This is a genomic window from Serratia myotis (genome assembly GCF_027474885.1).
Classification (GTDB): Bacteria; Pseudomonadota; Gammaproteobacteria; order Enterobacterales; family Enterobacteriaceae; genus Serratia; species Serratia proteamaculans.
On record NZ_CP099707.1, the window covers coordinates 1,612,810 to 1,629,099 of the forward strand.

Here is a 16,290-nt window from a genome sequence, read left to right on the forward strand (position 1 = left end):
CCTATGTCCCGTTTTGGCTTACAGAAGCTCTATATTAATGGTGCCTATGTAGACAGTACCGATGGAAAAACCTTCAACGCAGTGAACCCGGCGAATGGCGAAGTGCTTGCCGAGATCCAGTCCGCCAGCGCTGAAGACGTCAACCGTGCGGTTGCCAGCGCAGCCAGTGGACAGAAGGTATGGGCGGCGATGACGGCGATGGCGCGTTCTCGTATCCTGCGTCGTGCGGTGGATATTCTGCGTGAGCGCAACGACGAACTGGCCGCGCTGGAAACGCTGGATACCGGCAAGGCGATGTCGGAAACCACGGCGGTAGATATTGTCACCGGTGCCGACGTGCTGGAATATTACGCTGGCCTGATCCCGGCGATCGAAGGGCAGCAGATCCCGCTGCGCGACACTTCTTTTGTTTATACCCGCCGCGAGCCGCTGGGCGTGGTGGCCGGTATCGGTGCCTGGAACTACCCGATTCAAATTGCCTTGTGGAAGTCTGCGCCAGCGCTGGCCGCGGGCAATGCCATGATCTTCAAACCGAGCGAAGTGACTTCTTTGACGGCGCTGAAGCTGGCCGAGATCTACACCGAAGCCGGCCTGCCGGACGGCGTGTTCAATGTGGTCACCGGCAGTGGTGCAGAAGTCGGTCAGTACCTGACCGATCATCCGGGCATCGCCAAGGTGTCGTTCACCGGCGGCGTGAAAACCGGCAAAAAAGTGATGGCTAACGCCTCCGGCTCGACGCTGAAAGAAGTCACCATGGAACTGGGCGGTAAATCGCCGCTGATCATCTTTGATGACGCCGACCTGGATCGCGCCGCCGATATTGCCATGATGGCCAATTTCTACAGCTCCGGCCAGGTGTGCACCAACGGTACCCGCGTGTTTGTACCGGCAGCGCTGCAGGCGCAATTCGAAGCCAAAATTCTCGAGCGGGTAAACCGCATTCGTCTGGGTGATCCTAGCGATCCGCAAACCAATTTTGGCCCGCTGGTCAGCTTCGCGCACATGGAGTCGGTGCTGCGCTTTATCGAAAGCGGTAAGGACAGCGGCGCGCGTCTGCTGTGCGGCGGTGAGCGTGTGACGACCGGTGAATTTGCCAAGGGCGCTTATGTGGCTCCGACGGTATTTACCGATTGCCGTGACGAGATGGAAATCGTTCGTGAAGAGATCTTCGGGCCGGTGATGAGCATCCTCAGCTATCACAGCGAAGAAGAAGTGATACGTCGCGCCAACGATACTACCTTTGGCCTGGCTGCCGGGGTCGTCACTAACGATCTGACCCGCGCCCACCGGGTGATCCACCAACTGGAAGCCGGCATCTGCTGGATTAACACCTGGGGCGAGTCGGCGGCGGAAATGCCGGTCGGCGGCTACAAGCAGTCTGGCGTCGGTCGCGAAAATGGCCTGATGACGCTGGAGCACTACACCCAGATCAAATCAGTGCAGGTCGAGCTGGGCGAATACGCCTCCGTATTTTAACTATCCCCGCTTTTTCTTTCGCCTGGCGCGTTCGCGTCAGGCGCATTGCCTATTAGGAGATAATCGATGGAATACGATTACATCATTATCGGGGCCGGCTCTGCCGGTAACGTATTAGCCACCCGTTTGACCGAAGACGCTGACGTCAGCGTGCTGCTGCTGGAAGCTGGCGGCCCGGACTATCGGATGGATTTTCGCACTCAGATGCCCGCTGCGTTGGCATTCCCGCTGCAGGGTCGCCGTTACAACTGGGCCTATGAAACCGACCCTGAGCCGCACATGGACAACCGTCGCATGGAATGTGGTCGTGGTAAGGGGCTGGGCGGTTCATCGCTAATAAATGGCATGTGCTACATCCGCGGTAACGCGATGGATTTCGACAACTGGGCGAAGGCACCGGGTCTGGAAGACTGGAGCTACCTGGATTGTCTGCCGTATTTCCGCAAGGCGGAAACTCGCGACATCGGGCCGAATGATTTCCACGGCGGCGAGGGTCCGGTCAGCGTGACCACGCCGAAGGCCGGTAATAACGAGTTATTCCACGCGATGGTGGAGGCTGGCGTGCAGGCGGGTTATCCGCGTACCGATGACCTTAATGGTTACCAGCAGGAAGGCTTCGGCCCGATGGACCGTACCGTCACGCCGAAAGGTCGTCGTGCCAGCACCGCCCGTGGTTATCTGGATCAGGCGCGTTCCCGCCCTAATTTGAAGATTGTGACCCATGCGCTGACCGACCGCATCCGTTTCGACGGCAAGCGGGCGGTGGGTGTTGATTACTTGCAGGGTGAGGCCAAGGAGATCACCAGTGCGCGTGCGCGCCGGGAAGTGCTGCTGTGCGCCGGGGCGATCGCGTCACCTCAGATTTTGCAGCGCTCTGGCGTGGGTCCGGCCTCGCTGCTGAACCGTCTGGACATTGAGCTGGTGCACGATCTGCCGGGCGTGGGTGAGAACCTGCAGGACCACCTGGAAATGTACTTACAGTACGCCTGTAAAAAACCGGTTTCGTTATACCCGGCGCTGCAATGGTTTAACCAACCAAAAATTGGCGCGGAATGGCTGTTCAACGGCAGCGGCATTGGCGCCAGCAACCAGTTTGAAGCCGGTGGCTTTATCCGCAGCCGTGAAGAGTTCGCCTGGCCGAACATTCAGTATCATTTCCTGCCGGTGGCGATTAACTACAACGGCAGCAATGCGGTTAAAGAGCACGGTTTTCAGGCTCACGTCGGTTCGATGCGCTCGCCGAGCCGCGGCCGGGTGCAGGTTAAATCCAAAGATCCGCGCCAGCATCCGAGCATTCTGTTCAACTACATGGCGACAGAGCAGGACTGGCAAGAGTTCCGCGATGCCATCCGTATCACGCGTGAAATCATGGCGCAGCCAGCGCTGGATGAGTACCGGGGGCGTGAAATCAGTCCTGGGCCGGAAGTCCAGACCGACGAACAGTTGGATGCCTTTGTGCGTGAGCATGCCGAAACCGCCTTCCATCCTTCCTGCTCATGCAAAATGGGCGAAGACGAGATGGCAGTGGTGGATGGGCAGGGCCGGGTGCACGGTATGGAAGGGCTGCGGGTGGTGGACGCCTCCATTATGCCGTTGATCATTACCGGTAACCTGAATGCTACCACCATCATGATCGCCGAGAAAATCGCCGATCGTATCCGCCAGCGCACGCCGCTGCCGCGCAGCACCGCCGAATATTACGTGGCCGGTGACGCCCCGGCGCGCAAGGCGTAACCCACATGTCCTCTCGCCGCTAAGGGGCAGGGCTGCCGTAGCAAGCAACCCCTCTCCAAAGTCCTTCCCTGAGGCGAGGGGACAATCTATCCCCGTCATCTTTCAAGCTGTAAATGTGTCATCCCACTTCAGTAGGGGACAATATATTTGTCCCGCTCAAGCCGGCAGGGCGATCGCCTGATCGAAACTGTTGGGTGTTGCCATGCGCCACATGCGCGCATAGAAATCGCTTTCGATCTCTTGTTTCAGCAGTGCGCCGGGTTCCAGATAGTAGTAGATGTCGGCGTAGACCTTGATTTCCGTTGAGGTAATGCGGCGCAGCATATGGTGCGAGGTCAGCTGTTCCGGACGACTGACCCCGGCTGCCGCCAACATTTCCGCCAGCGCTTTTACCGTATTCTGGTGGAAATGATAAACGCGCTCCGCTTTGTTCGGTACCACCAGCGCTTTTTGTCGTAGCGGATCCTGAGTGGCAACACCGGTTGGGCAGTGATTGGTGTGGCAACTCTGTGACTGAATGCAGCCGACGGCGAACATAAAGCCGCGTGCGGAGTTCACCCAATCGGCACCCAGTACCAATACGCTGGCGATGTCGAAGGCGCTGATGATTTTGCCACTGGCACCGACTTTGACCTTGTCACGCAACCCGCAGCCGACCAGGGTGTTATGCACAAACAGTAATCCTTCGCGCAGCGGCATGCCCATATAGTTGGACAGCTCAAGTGGCGCGGCACCCGTCCCACCTTCCTTACCGTCCACCACGATAAAGTCCGGCAATATTTGGGTTTGCAGCATGGCTTTGACGATGGCGACAAACTCCCATGGGTGGCCGATACACAGCTTGAAACCCACGGGTTTTCCGCCGGAGAGTTCGCGTAGCTGCTGAATGAAGTGCATCATTTCCACCGGGGTGCTGAAGGCACTGTGCGAGGCTGGAGAAATACAGTCGACCCCTTCTGGGACGCCGCGCGTCGCGGCAATTTCCGCATCCACTTTTTTAGCCGGCAGAATGCCGCCATGGCCCGGCTTGGCACCCTGACTGAGTTTGATTTCAATCATTTTGACCTGCGGGTTTTTAGCCTGTTCGGCAAAGCGCTGCGGATCAAAATGGCCGTCGGCGGTACGGCAGCCAAAATAACCACTGCCCAGTTCCCACACCAGGTCACCGCCGTTCTCTCGGTGATAGCGGCTAATACTGCCTTCACCGGTGTCGTGGTAGAAATTACCTTTCGCTGCACCCAGGTTGAGAGCACGAATAGCGTTGGCCGACAGGGCGCCGAAACTCATGGCGGAGATGTTGAAAATAGAGGCGGAGTAGGGCTGGCTGCAGCCTGGGCCGCCGATCGCCACGCGAAAACTGGTCGGGTCGGACACCTCCACTGGGCGCATGGAATGGCCGATGCATTCATAGCCGGTTTGATAAACATCCAACTGGGTGCCGAACGGTTTGTCACCCATCTCGTTTTTGGCACGACGATAAACCAGCGTGCGTTGGGTGCGTGAGAACGGGATCTGCGCGTTATCTTCTTCCAATAAATACTGGCGTATTTCCGGGCGGATAAATTCGAAGAAAAAGCGCAGACGGCCGATGATCGGGTAGTTACGGCAGATAGCGTGGCGCTGTTGGGTCAGATCGTAAATACCCAGTGCGCTCAGACCACCAAAAATGATCGTTGGCAGCCAAAACCAGGGCTGGTGCGGCAATAGTGCCAATGACACCAGTGTCAGCAAGAGACTCAACACAAGACAGGTATAACGGCTGAATAAAGATGACTTCATAACATCTCCTGATGTTTTTTTTGATCCAGACGACATGGCTCACGGAAAATTTCCGTGGCTGGATCCTAACCAACAGGCAGAAGTGTTATGTGGCTGTTACTGCTTTATCGTTCATTGTTACATTATTTTAACGTTGCCAAGGGGAAAGGCCGCCGGGCGGCGGCCTGAAGGTTTACTTGCTGGCGACGAAGATAGTGCTCATGCTGCGCAAACGCAGTTTTTTCATCGCACTGTATTTCTGAGAGAAAATGGTTTTGGGATGAGTGCCGCGCTTTTGGGCAATATGCAGCAGGCTGTCGCCACGCAACAAATTGAAAATAACGTCACTTTCCGCCGGGCTGAGTTCCCGGGTTTTCTGCATTTTTATCCCGCCGGGCTCTTTGCTTTCCAACAGGTTTTGTATTTTTTCCTGTAGCGAATAAAGTGGAATGCGCGTCGAGACCAATTCAACGGAAATCCCCAGGATCGATAATAACTTTACTACGCGCTCGTCGTCATAAAACACCAGCAGGCGTGTTTTTGAGTTGTATTGCTGATGTAAAGACACCAGGCTTTCAATGACGTTGACGCTTTGCTCCAGATTTTGTGAGGTGAAGATCAGGGCGATGTCGTGCTTAATTATTTTCTCCGCCTTGGCTCCGCCGTGCATGAAATCCGAGAACAGTCTGATATCGTACTTACCGTAATGTTTTTTCAGTAATACCGAAAGGCCGACATAGCTGTACTTACACTCACTAATCACAAGGACATTGTTTTTAGACATAATGGCAAACACCCATAATGAGTTAAAAGTATTCAGCTGTAAGAAGCGAGTTCAAATCCTTGATGTCGGATTCCTTCCACAGCTTTCCCTGCAGTGCGTAATATGGCATTTCGTCCAGCCATCTTTTATGTTCGGGAGTTTCTACCCCTTCGATAATCACCTTGTAATGATTAAGGTGAAAAAAACGCAATAAAGCGCGCATTAAACCGTCACCGCCGGACTTTTTCATAAAGTCCCACAATAAAAAACGGTCGAGTTTAACGAAGCGGAACTGGCTGTTATACAACGCAGAAAAACCCGCGTAGCCAGAACCAAAATCATCGAGCCAAAATGAATAGCTCTTCAGTGAGGGATCGCCATGGACGCGATCTTTTACCAGTCGGGTTGAGTTCTCACTGATTTCGAAATGAATACAGCGAGTAGCACTGATTCTTTCTGCAAAATGGCTATTGGCCAAAGATCTCAGAGAATGGTCGTCCACATTTAATGTGGCTATCACCTGATTGTCGCGAAACCAGTGGTTATATTTCTCTATCAGACTGACTTGATCTAACAGAATCTCAATCCGAGTGGCGCTATCGGCAGTGCGAAAGAATTGTTCAGGAGAAAAATGCGCATATTCACTATTAAAAGTGAATCGTGACAGGCACTCAACGGCCAGCAATTGTCCAGATTTTGCGAACATAGGCTGGAAAACATAATTAATTCCGTTATTTTGCTCTCTAAAAGAACTGCGCATTCCTCAATCCCTTGATTGATATACAAACGTCTGTTTTATAACGAAAATAAAATAAAATCAGTCTGTTTATAGGTAAATATCTTATTTGATGCAGCCAAGATGAGCAATGCCGCTTACAGACCCTTAAATGCGCAATTTGTCGCGAAGTCTAAACCGTTCAGAATGTAATAAAATGTTAATAAACGGAATAATGTGCTGTTAATCAAGCCTTAAGGCAAAATCTCCAACTGCATGCCTTTCTAAATCACAGATTATTCCTATTCGATTGAATCGTCAACATCGATCGATAGGTATTTGTTGATAGTTTATTCCTATCAAGAGGGGGGTTATGAATGTTTTAAACGATTTAACAATAAGAATACGCTTAGTCTATATTTCGTCCGGCAATGGGTTCATCGAGGCAACATTCCTTTTAAGCAAGGAGTGCTATCGCTGAGTGTATGCTCAGTGCCGGGTCGGTATATATTCATCTGTCACTGAATCGATTATTTTATTGTTTTTCTATGGAGCTGGAAATGAAAAAAGTATTATTGCCTTTGGCCGCGCTGGTATTGTCTGTAACTGCTTCCAACGCAATGGCAGCAAATGGCACCGTTAAGTTCACCGGTGAAATCAAACAGTCTACTTGCGAAGTAACTAGCGATACTCAAAATAAAGAAGTTTACCTGGGTACTTACCCAACTTCTGCTTTTGCAAATATCGGTGATAAATCTGCATCTAAAGCTTTCCAGATCTCTCTGGATAAATGTGATGCTGGCGATTACAGCCTGCGTTTCGACGGTAACACCGTTGCCGGCAACCCAGACCTGCTGTCCGTAAGCAACGTTGGCGGTACCGGTACTGCGGCAACTGGCGTGGGCATCGAAATCACCGATAACAACAACAAGCCTTTCGCTATCGGCGATGGCTCTAACATCAAAGATGACGTTGCTAAAGTTACCGTTGATGCATCAGGTAAAGCGACCTTCAACCTGCAAGCTCGCTACCGTTCATTCAGTGCTGTGACTGCTGGTCTGGCTAACGCTACCAGCCCGTTCACCATCGAATACAAATAATCGACCTTTTAGGATATTGACGGCCAAGGATGGCCCGTAGAGGAAACCGATGAAAAAGTTCTTTGCTGCTCTGCTGATGCTGGGCACTTTTAGCAGCTACGCCGGGATCCAGGTTGATGCCACCCGCGTAATCTATAACGGCACTGATAAATCTGCCTCTCTGCCAATCCATAATGATGCTGCTGAAGCCTATATGGTGCAGACCTGGCTGGATACTGGTGACAGGAATCAGGTACCTAAGAATCTGCCTATTGTGGTTGTTCCCCCGATCCTGAAATTGGATGGTGCAAAAACGGCAATCTTGCGTTTTATCTATTCCGGCAATGGCTTCCCGCAGGATAAAGAAACTCTGCTGTGGATTAACGTGCAGGAAATACCACCGGCCCCGAAGCTGGAAAATGTGCTTCAGGTTGCGGTACGTACCCGAATCAAACTTTTTTACCGCCCGACGACGTTGAAAACCACGTTGGATGAGCAGGTGCAAAAATTGCGTTGGCAGCGTGAAGGTTCACGTTTGCAGGCGATTAACGATGGCCCTCTGCATATTACTTTTGGGGCCCTGCATTTGAAAAATAGCGCGGGAAAAACCGTGGATGTGGACGCCAATATGGTGAATCCAGGCGATCGCCTGTCGATTGATATCCCCGCGGGCGCTAACGTTAATAATAAGATTTCCTTCAGTTATATCAACGATTTTGGCGGTAGAACGGAAGTCAAGGACGTTCCAGTACAATAAGAGAGACAGGGAATGGTATATCAACGGAAAGTAGCATGCGGAATGACGCGGCTGACAAAGTTCATCCGGATCGCAATTATTGCCGCCGGTGCGCCGATGTTATGGAGTGAGGCGGCGCTGGCAGACTTTAATATGTCGTTTGTTCACGGCAATGAAAACCTGAGCAATGCTGAAGCTGTTGCTCAGGGTGATGCTTTGCAGCCGGGCGTCTACCCATTTGATATTTATGTCAACCTGAACCAGGTTGATCATAAAGATATTACTTTTCGTCAGGCCAAGGGACAGGCTGCTTCTCAGCCCTGTCTTAAAGTTGAAGATCTGCTGAACTACGGCATCAAACTGCCGCAAACTCTGCCAGCGGGTAGCTGTGTTGATTTACCGGCGGTGATCAAAGATGCCACCGTCAGCTATGATGCGGGGGTGCAGCAGATCAATATCTCCGTACCGCAGACCATGATGGAACTCAGCGCCAGAGGTGCTATCCCGTCCAGCATGTATGACGAAGGCATTAATGCACTGTTCGCCAACTATACTTTCAATTATAACAAGAACAGTTATAGCCGTGATGATGCCGATGACAGCGAATACACCTTCCTGGCGTTGAACAGTGGCGTCAATCTCGGAAGATGGCGCCTTCGTAACAACTCCACCCTGGATAAACAGAGTGGCAGCAGCTCCAACTGGACCAACATCTCTTCCTGGGCAGAAACGGATATTGCGCCATGGCGCAGCCGTCTGATCATGGGGCAGGCCAGTACCAATAATAACGTGTTCAACAGTTTCCAGTTCCGCGGTGTTCAATTGTCCAGCGTGGACGATATGTTGCCAGACAGCCTGCGCGGTTATGCGCCGGTTGTTCGCGGTATTGCTGCGACCAACGCCCGAGTAGAGATCCGCCAGAACGGCTATGTTATCTACAGTACTAACGTGGCTCCGGGGCCTTTTGAGATCCATGATGTTTATCCACATACCAATAACGGTGACCTGAACGTCACAGTTAACGAAGCCGACGGTTCACATAAAAGTTTCAGCGTGGCTTATTCCTCCGTGGCTAATATGCTGCGTGAAGGCATTTGGAACTTCCAGCTGACTGCCGGTAAATACCATAACGGTAACGGCGGTTATCAGCCTAATTTGATTCAGGGTACGTTGGCACGTGGCTTAAACTATGGCCTGACGCCTTTTGGCGGGGTCGTTATGGCTGAGCATTACCGCTCCGCCGCGCTGGGTATAGGTAAAAGCCTGGGTTCCTGGGGGGCAGTGTCGGTAGATGGGTCTATTTCAGATACCGAACTGGCTAACGGCGATCGCAAGCAGGGTCAGAGCTTCCGCTTCCTATATTCCAAATCTTTGAACCAGATGGGTACCAATTTCCAGTTGGCGGGTTACCGCTATGCGACCTCTGGCTATTACGATTTGGGTGATGCAGTCGAAGAACGTAACCGCTGGCGCAATGGGGTCTACGCCAATGACTATTGGGATCCTAACGATCTGAAACCTGGCCAACCTTCCTGGAGTAACAACCAGAAGCGTACTCGCTATACCGCCCGTTACGGCAACAAACGCGAGCGTGTTGAACTGTCCCTCAGCCAGCAGCTGTGGGCGGGTGCCAGCCTTTATGCCAACGTTAGCCATCAGAACTATTGGGGCGTATCGGGTAACGATCGCACCGTTCAGTTAGGTTATAACGACGGTTATAAACGCATTTCTTACGGCGTCTATGTCCAGGATACTCGCGGACAGTACGGCTATTCCGATCGCAGCGTAAACTTTACCGTTTCTATGCCACTGGATTGGGGTCAGAACAATAATTCGACCACGGCCAACTTCAGTGCGGCACACAGCAAGCAAAGTGGCGACAGCTATTCCACCGGTATCAGCGGCACCATGCTGGACGACCGTCGTATGAACTACTCGGTCTCTACCGGCCACACGCAATCTTCCGGTCAGAGCAGTAACCTGAACCTCGGTTACAGCAGCAGTGTGGGTAACATTGATGGCAGTTACGCGTATAGCTCTAATTATCGTCAAGCTGGGGTAGGTTTGTCGGGTGGTCTGCTGGTGCATTCCGGCGGAGCAACCTTAACGCAACCGCTGCAGAACACCATTTTGTTGGTTGAAGCCAAGGACGCCAAAGGCGTACGTCTGGAAAACCAACCGGGCGTGACGATTGACCGTTTCGGTTATGCCGTAGTGCCATCGGCAAACCCATACCGCTTCAACTATGTTGCGTTACGCACTGAAGATTTCGGCCCAGGCCTGGATGTGCCTATTGCCAGTAAACAAGTGGTGCCAACCGAGAAGTCGGTGGTCAAGGTGACCTTTGACACTTTCAAAGGGGTCAGTCTGTTGATTCATGCTCAACTCGGGGATAACAACTATCCCGCCATCGGTGCCGGCGTGTTCAATGAAGATGGCCGCAACAGCGGGACCGTGGGTCTGAATGGCGATACCTATGTTTCTGGTGTGAAGCCAGGTGAAAAACTGACCATTAAATGGGGCCCGAAAGCCGATCAGCAGTGTGTACTGCCGATCCCGGCCAGCGTGGGTAATCAACAAACTGGTATGGGATATCAGGAACTGACTCTGCAATGCCAAAAACTGTAAGGTGCACCATGAACTTAAGCAAATTCGGACGAAATACACTTCTGTCACTGGTGGCATTGGCAGGGTTGGCGATGGCGCAGCAGGCAGCCGCAATGCAGTGCCGGTTCGGTAACTCGACCGGTTCCAGCAACCCAACCGGTAGCGTCACACAGGATATTGACGTTGGACGAGCGATTGTTTTGGCCGCGAGTGATTTCGTTAAAGGCAATCTAATCTGGCGTTCGCAGAACTTTACCTCGACCTTTACCTGCTGGGATACCGATGGTTACCCAAAGGGCGAACACGCTTATATTTACTGGAACCCGCGGAACTCCTTCGGTGGATTGGATCCATCCCTAGAGATCGGGGTATCGATCAACGGGCAGGACTATGACGCGATTAACAAGAAGCAAAGTTCCAACCGGCCAACCGGCCCTGATCTGGGTCCGGGTACCAAGCCGGGTAGCAACAGAAGGAAAGCTGACCCTCAGGCGGTAACTGCCAGTTATTCGGTATATATCAAAGCCACTGGCGTTAAACCCCCTGCGGGCAATTTTGCGCCATTGGCACGGGCTTCATTGTTCCAGATTGACGGTGAGTTGGGGCTGAATGCGACCAAAGACAGTAACTTTAACGCCTATATTAAAGGGCTGGACAAGATCCGCGTGATCCAGTGTAACCCGCAGATCAGCGTGTTAGCGAATAATGGTGCCAGCGTCGATTTTGGTGTGCTGAGTACCTCCAGTGCCAAAAACGGTACTGTTGCTAAACAGGTTCCGTTTGCAATCAAAGCCACGTTGAGCGGCGGTGAATGTGCGGGGCAGTCGCTGCAGGCCAGTTTTAGCAGCACCAATGCCGATCCGTCGGATAACACGCAGATTCTACCAACCACCAAGCCCGGTGTAGCGATCTTCCTGACCCAGCAACGCGACACCAGCAAAAAGCCGATCCCTCTGCAGACCAACGTAGACTTTGGCGGGGTATTGCAGGACAAGCAGAACGAAGTGTCGGAAACCTTCATCGCTAACCTGAAATGGCTGACAAACAATCCAACGCCTGGGGTGTTTAACGCCACGGCTAACGTAGACGTCACGTTCAAATAAGCATTACCGCAATAAAGAATGCCGCCCCTTTTAAAACACCAGCACGGTGCTTAAAAGGGGCGGCATTTTGCTATTCTGAGAGGGGCGCTATTGTCCCATCCAATTACCACATTTGCCGTCCAGACATTTGCCCGCATACCACAGATGCACGCCCGGTGACTCGTGGCGATGCCCTTTCAATGGCTCGATCGCCTGCGGGCGCATTTCTGCCACATCCCAGCGCGTGGTGCGGCGATACACCGCCGGCGTTTTACCGAACTGTTTTTTAAACGCGCGTGAAAATGATGGCTGGGAATCAAAGTGGAACTGCAGAGCGATATCGAGAATAGGGCGTGGGCTCGAACGCAACGCCTGTGCCGCCTGCGACAGGCGACGCTCGCGGATATAGCTGCCCAGCGCATGACCAGTGGTACTGCGGAACATCCTTTGCAGATGCCATTTGGAGTAGCCTGACTTTGCCGCTACGTTGTCTAACAGCAACGGTTGATCCAGATGATTTTCAATCCAGTCCAGCAAATCGTGAATGATATTGACGCGATCCATTGTTTAAGTTCTCCCGCAGTACGACATTCAGGTCAGTGTAGGTAAGAGCAATTATCCAAGTTAGTTCTTTGATAATAGGCCGGAGCACCGGGTTACGCAAGTGTTAACTAGGGTGCTAAAGGTGGCTAAAAGTGCTGTTACCGTCGCGGAGAAATGAAAAAGGCCGCACGAGGCGGCCTTGAAGCGAGTGGGAAAAGGGCTATCAGTTGGTTTCCGGCTTCACTTCGATATAGTTCAACTGCAACACGCTGCTGGTATAGCCACGGATCTTGTTGGTCATTTCAATATCGCCATTCAGCTTGTGGCCGTACGACGGAATGATCTCTTTCAGTTTGCTCTGCCATTCCGGCGTCGCCACTTTATCTTTGAACACGGTTTCCATCAGGTGCAGCATAATCGGCGCGGCAGTAGATGCGCCCGGTGATGCGCCCAGCAGGGCGGAAATGCTGCCATCTTTGGCGCTGACCACTTCGGTACCGAACTGCAGCAAGCCGCCTTTGTCATCGTCTTTCTTGATGATCTGCACGCGTTGGCCGGCGGTCCACAGCTTCCAGTCTGCCTGTTTGGCTTCAGGGAAATACTCTTTCAGCGCGGCGAAACGGTCGTCGTCGTTCATCATCAACTGACCCACCAGGTATTTCACCAGGTCGAAGTTATCCAGCCCGACATGCGTCATTGGCATCAGGTTGGAGGTGCTCAGGGAATGCAGCAGATCGAACAGTGAACCGTTTTTCAGGAACTTGCCGGAGAAGGTGGCGAACGGCCCGAACAGCAAGACACGTTTGCCATCCAGCATACGGGTATCCAGGTGCGGAACCGACATCGGCGGTGAACCTACGCTGGCCAGGCCATAAACCTTGGCCAGGTGCTGGTTAGCGATTTCCGGGTTGGTGGTGACCAGGAACTGACCGCCGACCGGGAAGGCGCCATAGCCCTCGGCTTCAGGAATGCCGGATTTCTGCAGCAGTGTCAGAGAGGCACCGCCCGCGCCGATAAACACGAACTTGGCATTAACGCTGGTTTCTTTGCCGTCACGGTTCAGATCGGCCACGGTCACGCGCCAGGTGTTGTCGGCGTTACGTTTGATATCGCGTACTTCATGGCTCAGGTTCAGCTTGAAGTTTGGATTTTTGGTCAAGGTATCCACCAGTTGGTGGGTGATCACGCCAAAGTTCACGTCGGTGCCCAGCGGCATGCGGGTGGCGGCAATTTTTTGCGTTGGATCGCGACCGTCCATCACTAGCGGTGCCCACTGTTTAATCTGGTTGGCGTCTTCAGAGTACTCCATACCACGGAACAGGGTGCTGTGCTGCAGTGCCGCATAGCGTTTGCGCAGGAAGTTGACGTTATCGTCACCCCAGACAAAGCTCATGTGCGGTACGCTATTAATAAAGGATTTTGGATCTTTCAGGACGTTATTTTTAACCTGATAAGACCAGAATTGACGAGAGATTTCAAAAGACTCGTTCACCACCACGGCTTTACTGATATCGATGCTGCCGTCTTCTTTTTCTGGGGTGTAGTTCATTTCGGCGAAGGCTGAGTGACCGGTACCGGCGTTATTCCAGCCGTTGGAACTTTCTTCCGCTACGCCATTCATGCGTTCATACATGTCGATGGACCAGTTTGGCTCCAGCTCGTGCAGATAAGTCCCCAGCGTGGCGCTCATGATGCCACCCCCGATCAGAACCACATCAACGGTCTTATTCTCTTCTGCTGCGGCCTGTTGCGTGACGCCAAACAGGTTCAGACAGAAAATCAGGACGAGTAATTTTCTCATTAATTCAAATCTCTTGTGTGTAAATTCTACTCATTGCAGGTGAAAGAATTTATTGGGAGCTACCCTGGGAATAGGTGAAACTAACCCGCCCGGCAAAGCCGAATAGCAGTGATAATGTCTTTTTGTTAACCATTTTTTTAACGAAAAGTGGATTATTACAGGCTGCCTGGGGACAGATTGTTCAACTCTGGTTACTGAGGGGATATTATTGTTTGCAATATTGTTAAAAACTACTTTTGTAATTAAAAAAAGCGGATTAAAGGCAGGAATAATTCATGTTTATTTATATTCAAATATAACCGCTTTATTAACAGGGTTTAATTGCCGCTGATTTAAACGATATTCAGCTATCACACAATATTTATGGAACAATTGCAAATGACAGCCGGTAACAAAAAGAAAATGGCCGCCGGGCAGGGCAGCCATTAGCCGGTTAACGCGCTTGCCAAACTCCGCTGGGGAGGGTGTCGGCGATGTAAGTACTGAAATCTCGCGGGGCACGCCCGAGACTGCGTTGAACGTCCTCGGTCAGTGAGGCGTTGCGTCCGTCCAACACGGTGCTGAATAGATATTCCAGCAACGTGACCATTTCCGCCGGCAATTGTGCCTCGCGCAGGTATCCGACGTAATCTGCCACCGGCACCTGCTGATAGTGGATCTCACGCCCGGCGGCGGCGGCAATCTCGCCAATAGCCTGTTCAAAGGTCATCAGACGCGGGCCGGTCAATTCATAATGCGTATTGCTGTGGCCGGGTTGGGTGAGGGCGGCAACCGCAACATCGGCAATATCATTCGCATCAATAAAAGGCTCGGGGATCTCGCCCGGTGGCAAATAGACTGCGCCGTTTAGCAATTCATCAAGAATAAAACTCTCGCTGAAGTTTTGCATAAACCAACTGGCGCGCAATATCGTCCAGTCTGCACCACTGAGTTCAACCACTTCTTCCGCCTGACGGGCCTCGTCCTCACCGCGCCCGCTGAGCAGGACTATCTTTTGTACGCCGCCATTTACCGCTTGCCGGCAAAAACGTTTAACGATTTCGGTGGCACCCGGTACTGCCAGGTCGGGTTGAAAGCTGAGATAAAGTTTTTGCACATCCTGTAAGGCCGGTTGCCAGGTGTTGCTGTCTTGCCAGTCGAAGGGGATGGCGGCACCACGATGTCCGGCCCGCACCGCTATGCCAAGCTGTTGCAAACGTGCTGCCACACGGCTGCCGGTTTTTCCGGTAGCGCCTAAAACCAGAATGGGTGAACCCTGTTCGTTGTTGTTCATGATGCCGCTCCAAATGTGAGTGTTACTCATGTTTTGTAAATATGATAAACCCTCGTATTATTGTCAAGGCGGTTTTTGTTCAAAGGACGAGACATGATGATTGATAAGCAAAAAAAAACGCCCGCCCTGCGGCGTAAACCCAGCCAGACACGAAGCCGCGAGAAGGTGAAGCTGATCCTGGATTGCGCAACGGCGCTGATAGCCCAGCAGGGCAGTGACGCGATGCGGATGAGTGAAGTGGCGCAAAATGCGGGTATTTCTATTGGGGCGCTGTACCAGTACTTTCCGGATAAAACCGCCATCGTGCGGGTGCTGGCGCAAGGTTATAACCAGGAAGCGCGTGAATGCATCGAGCAAGGCTTAATTCAGGTGCGGACGTTACCGCAGTTGATCGAAGCATTTAACTGCCTGATCGACGAATATTACGCCTTGTTTATGGCTGAGCCGGTCATGCGGGATATCTGGGCGGCGACGCAGGCCAACAAAACGCTGCGCGAGGAAGAGGTGGCGGAAAGCCGGTTAAACGGCGCGTTACTGGCGGCGGCAATACGTCGGTTACGGCCGCAGTCAGATCCGGCGGTGGTGGAGAATGCGGCTTTCTTGCTGATGCATTTGGGGGAAGCGACCATGCGGCTGGCGGTCAGTACCGGCCCCGATGAGGGCCGGGAACTGGTGGCGAGTTATAAGCAAATGGCGGCCAGGATGCTGGCAGATGGCTAGAGG

At 52.5% G+C, this 16,290-nt stretch carries 13 protein-coding genes; 7 read left to right on the top strand and 6 right to left on the bottom strand.

Annotation, left to right across the window (positions count from 1 at the left end):
- Nucleotides 1-3: 3 nt before the first annotated feature.
- Both betB and betA read left to right on the top strand, forming a co-directional pair.
- A complete protein-coding gene (gene betB, locus NHG65_RS07620) occupies nt 4-1,476 on the top strand; it encodes a betaine-aldehyde dehydrogenase (protein ID WP_499183129.1) in 1,473 nt (490 codons plus the stop codon).
- Between the two features lie 66 nt (nt 1,477-1,542).
- Nucleotides 1,543-3,210: a choline dehydrogenase gene (gene betA, locus NHG65_RS07625; RefSeq protein ID WP_112348235.1), complete on the top strand. Its 1,668-nt coding sequence runs from the start codon at nt 1,543-1,545 to the stop codon at nt 3,208-3,210.
- 156 nt (nt 3,211-3,366) lie between these two features.
- Here the strand turns inward: betA and NHG65_RS07630 are convergent, their stop codons facing one another.
- The 3 genes from NHG65_RS07630 to NHG65_RS07640 form a co-directional block, all read right to left on the bottom strand.
- Entirely contained in the window at nt 3,367-4,989 is a 1,623-nt protein-coding gene (locus NHG65_RS07630; RefSeq protein ID WP_207975774.1) for an FMN-binding glutamate synthase family protein, read from the bottom strand.
- Nucleotides 4,990-5,161: 172 nt separating this feature from the next.
- Nucleotides 5,162-5,752 (bottom strand): LuxR family transcriptional regulator, encoded by a 591-nt coding sequence (locus NHG65_RS07635; protein WP_061807054.1) that lies wholly within the window; start codon nt 5,750-5,752, stop codon nt 5,162-5,164.
- Between the two features lie 22 nt (nt 5,753-5,774).
- Entirely contained in the window at nt 5,775-6,491 is a 717-nt protein-coding gene (locus tag NHG65_RS07640) for an EAL domain-containing protein (protein ID WP_207975772.1), read from the bottom strand.
- A gap of 515 nt (nt 6,492-7,006) precedes the next feature.
- On the opposite strand from NHG65_RS07640, the gene NHG65_RS07645 reads away from it, so the two are divergent.
- Genes NHG65_RS07645 through NHG65_RS07660 form a run of 4 tightly spaced genes read left to right on the top strand, consistent with a single transcriptional unit; the run spans nt 7,007 to nt 11,971 of the window.
- Nucleotides 7,007-7,546, top strand: a complete 540-nt coding sequence (locus NHG65_RS07645; protein WP_099064187.1) for a fimbrial protein — start codon at nt 7,007-7,009, stop codon at nt 7,544-7,546.
- Nucleotides 7,547-7,595: 49 nt separating this feature from the next.
- Nucleotides 7,596-8,282 (top strand): fimbrial biogenesis chaperone, encoded by a 687-nt coding sequence (locus NHG65_RS07650; protein WP_099064080.1) that lies wholly within the window; start codon nt 7,596-7,598, stop codon nt 8,280-8,282.
- 42 nt (nt 8,283-8,324) lie between these two features.
- Nucleotides 8,325-10,889 (top strand): fimbria/pilus outer membrane usher protein, encoded by a 2,565-nt coding sequence (locus NHG65_RS07655; RefSeq protein WP_499183130.1) that lies wholly within the window; start codon nt 8,325-8,327, stop codon nt 10,887-10,889.
- An 8-nt stretch (nt 10,890-10,897) separates the two neighbouring features.
- Nucleotides 10,898-11,971, top strand: coding sequence for a fimbrial protein (locus NHG65_RS07660; protein WP_099064082.1), 1,074 nt, complete (start codon nt 10,898-10,900; stop codon nt 11,969-11,971).
- 87 nt (nt 11,972-12,058) lie between these two features.
- Here the strand turns inward: NHG65_RS07660 and NHG65_RS07665 are convergent, their stop codons facing one another.
- The 3 genes from NHG65_RS07665 to NHG65_RS07675 form a co-directional block, all read right to left on the bottom strand.
- Nucleotides 12,059-12,514 (bottom strand): helix-turn-helix domain-containing protein, encoded by a 456-nt coding sequence (locus tag NHG65_RS07665; RefSeq protein ID WP_099064083.1) that lies wholly within the window; start codon nt 12,512-12,514, stop codon nt 12,059-12,061.
- Between the two features lie 202 nt (nt 12,515-12,716).
- Nucleotides 12,717-14,294 carry a malate dehydrogenase (quinone) gene (gene mqo / locus NHG65_RS07670; RefSeq protein WP_413502547.1) on the bottom strand — a complete coding sequence of 526 codons (1,578 nt, stop codon included), beginning with the start codon at nt 14,292-14,294 and terminating at the stop codon, nt 12,717-12,719.
- Nucleotides 14,295-14,727: 433 nt separating this feature from the next.
- Nucleotides 14,728-15,567: an NmrA family NAD(P)-binding protein gene (locus NHG65_RS07675; RefSeq protein WP_499183131.1), complete on the bottom strand. Its 840-nt coding sequence runs from the start codon at nt 15,565-15,567 to the stop codon at nt 14,728-14,730.
- 93 nt (nt 15,568-15,660) lie between these two features.
- Here NHG65_RS07675 and NHG65_RS07680 point away from each other — a divergent pair, with 93 nt between their 5' ends.
- A complete protein-coding gene (locus NHG65_RS07680; protein ID WP_262261056.1) occupies nt 15,661-16,287 on the top strand; it encodes a TetR/AcrR family transcriptional regulator in 627 nt (208 codons plus the stop codon).
- The last annotated feature ends 3 nt before the right edge of the window (nt 16,288-16,290 follow it).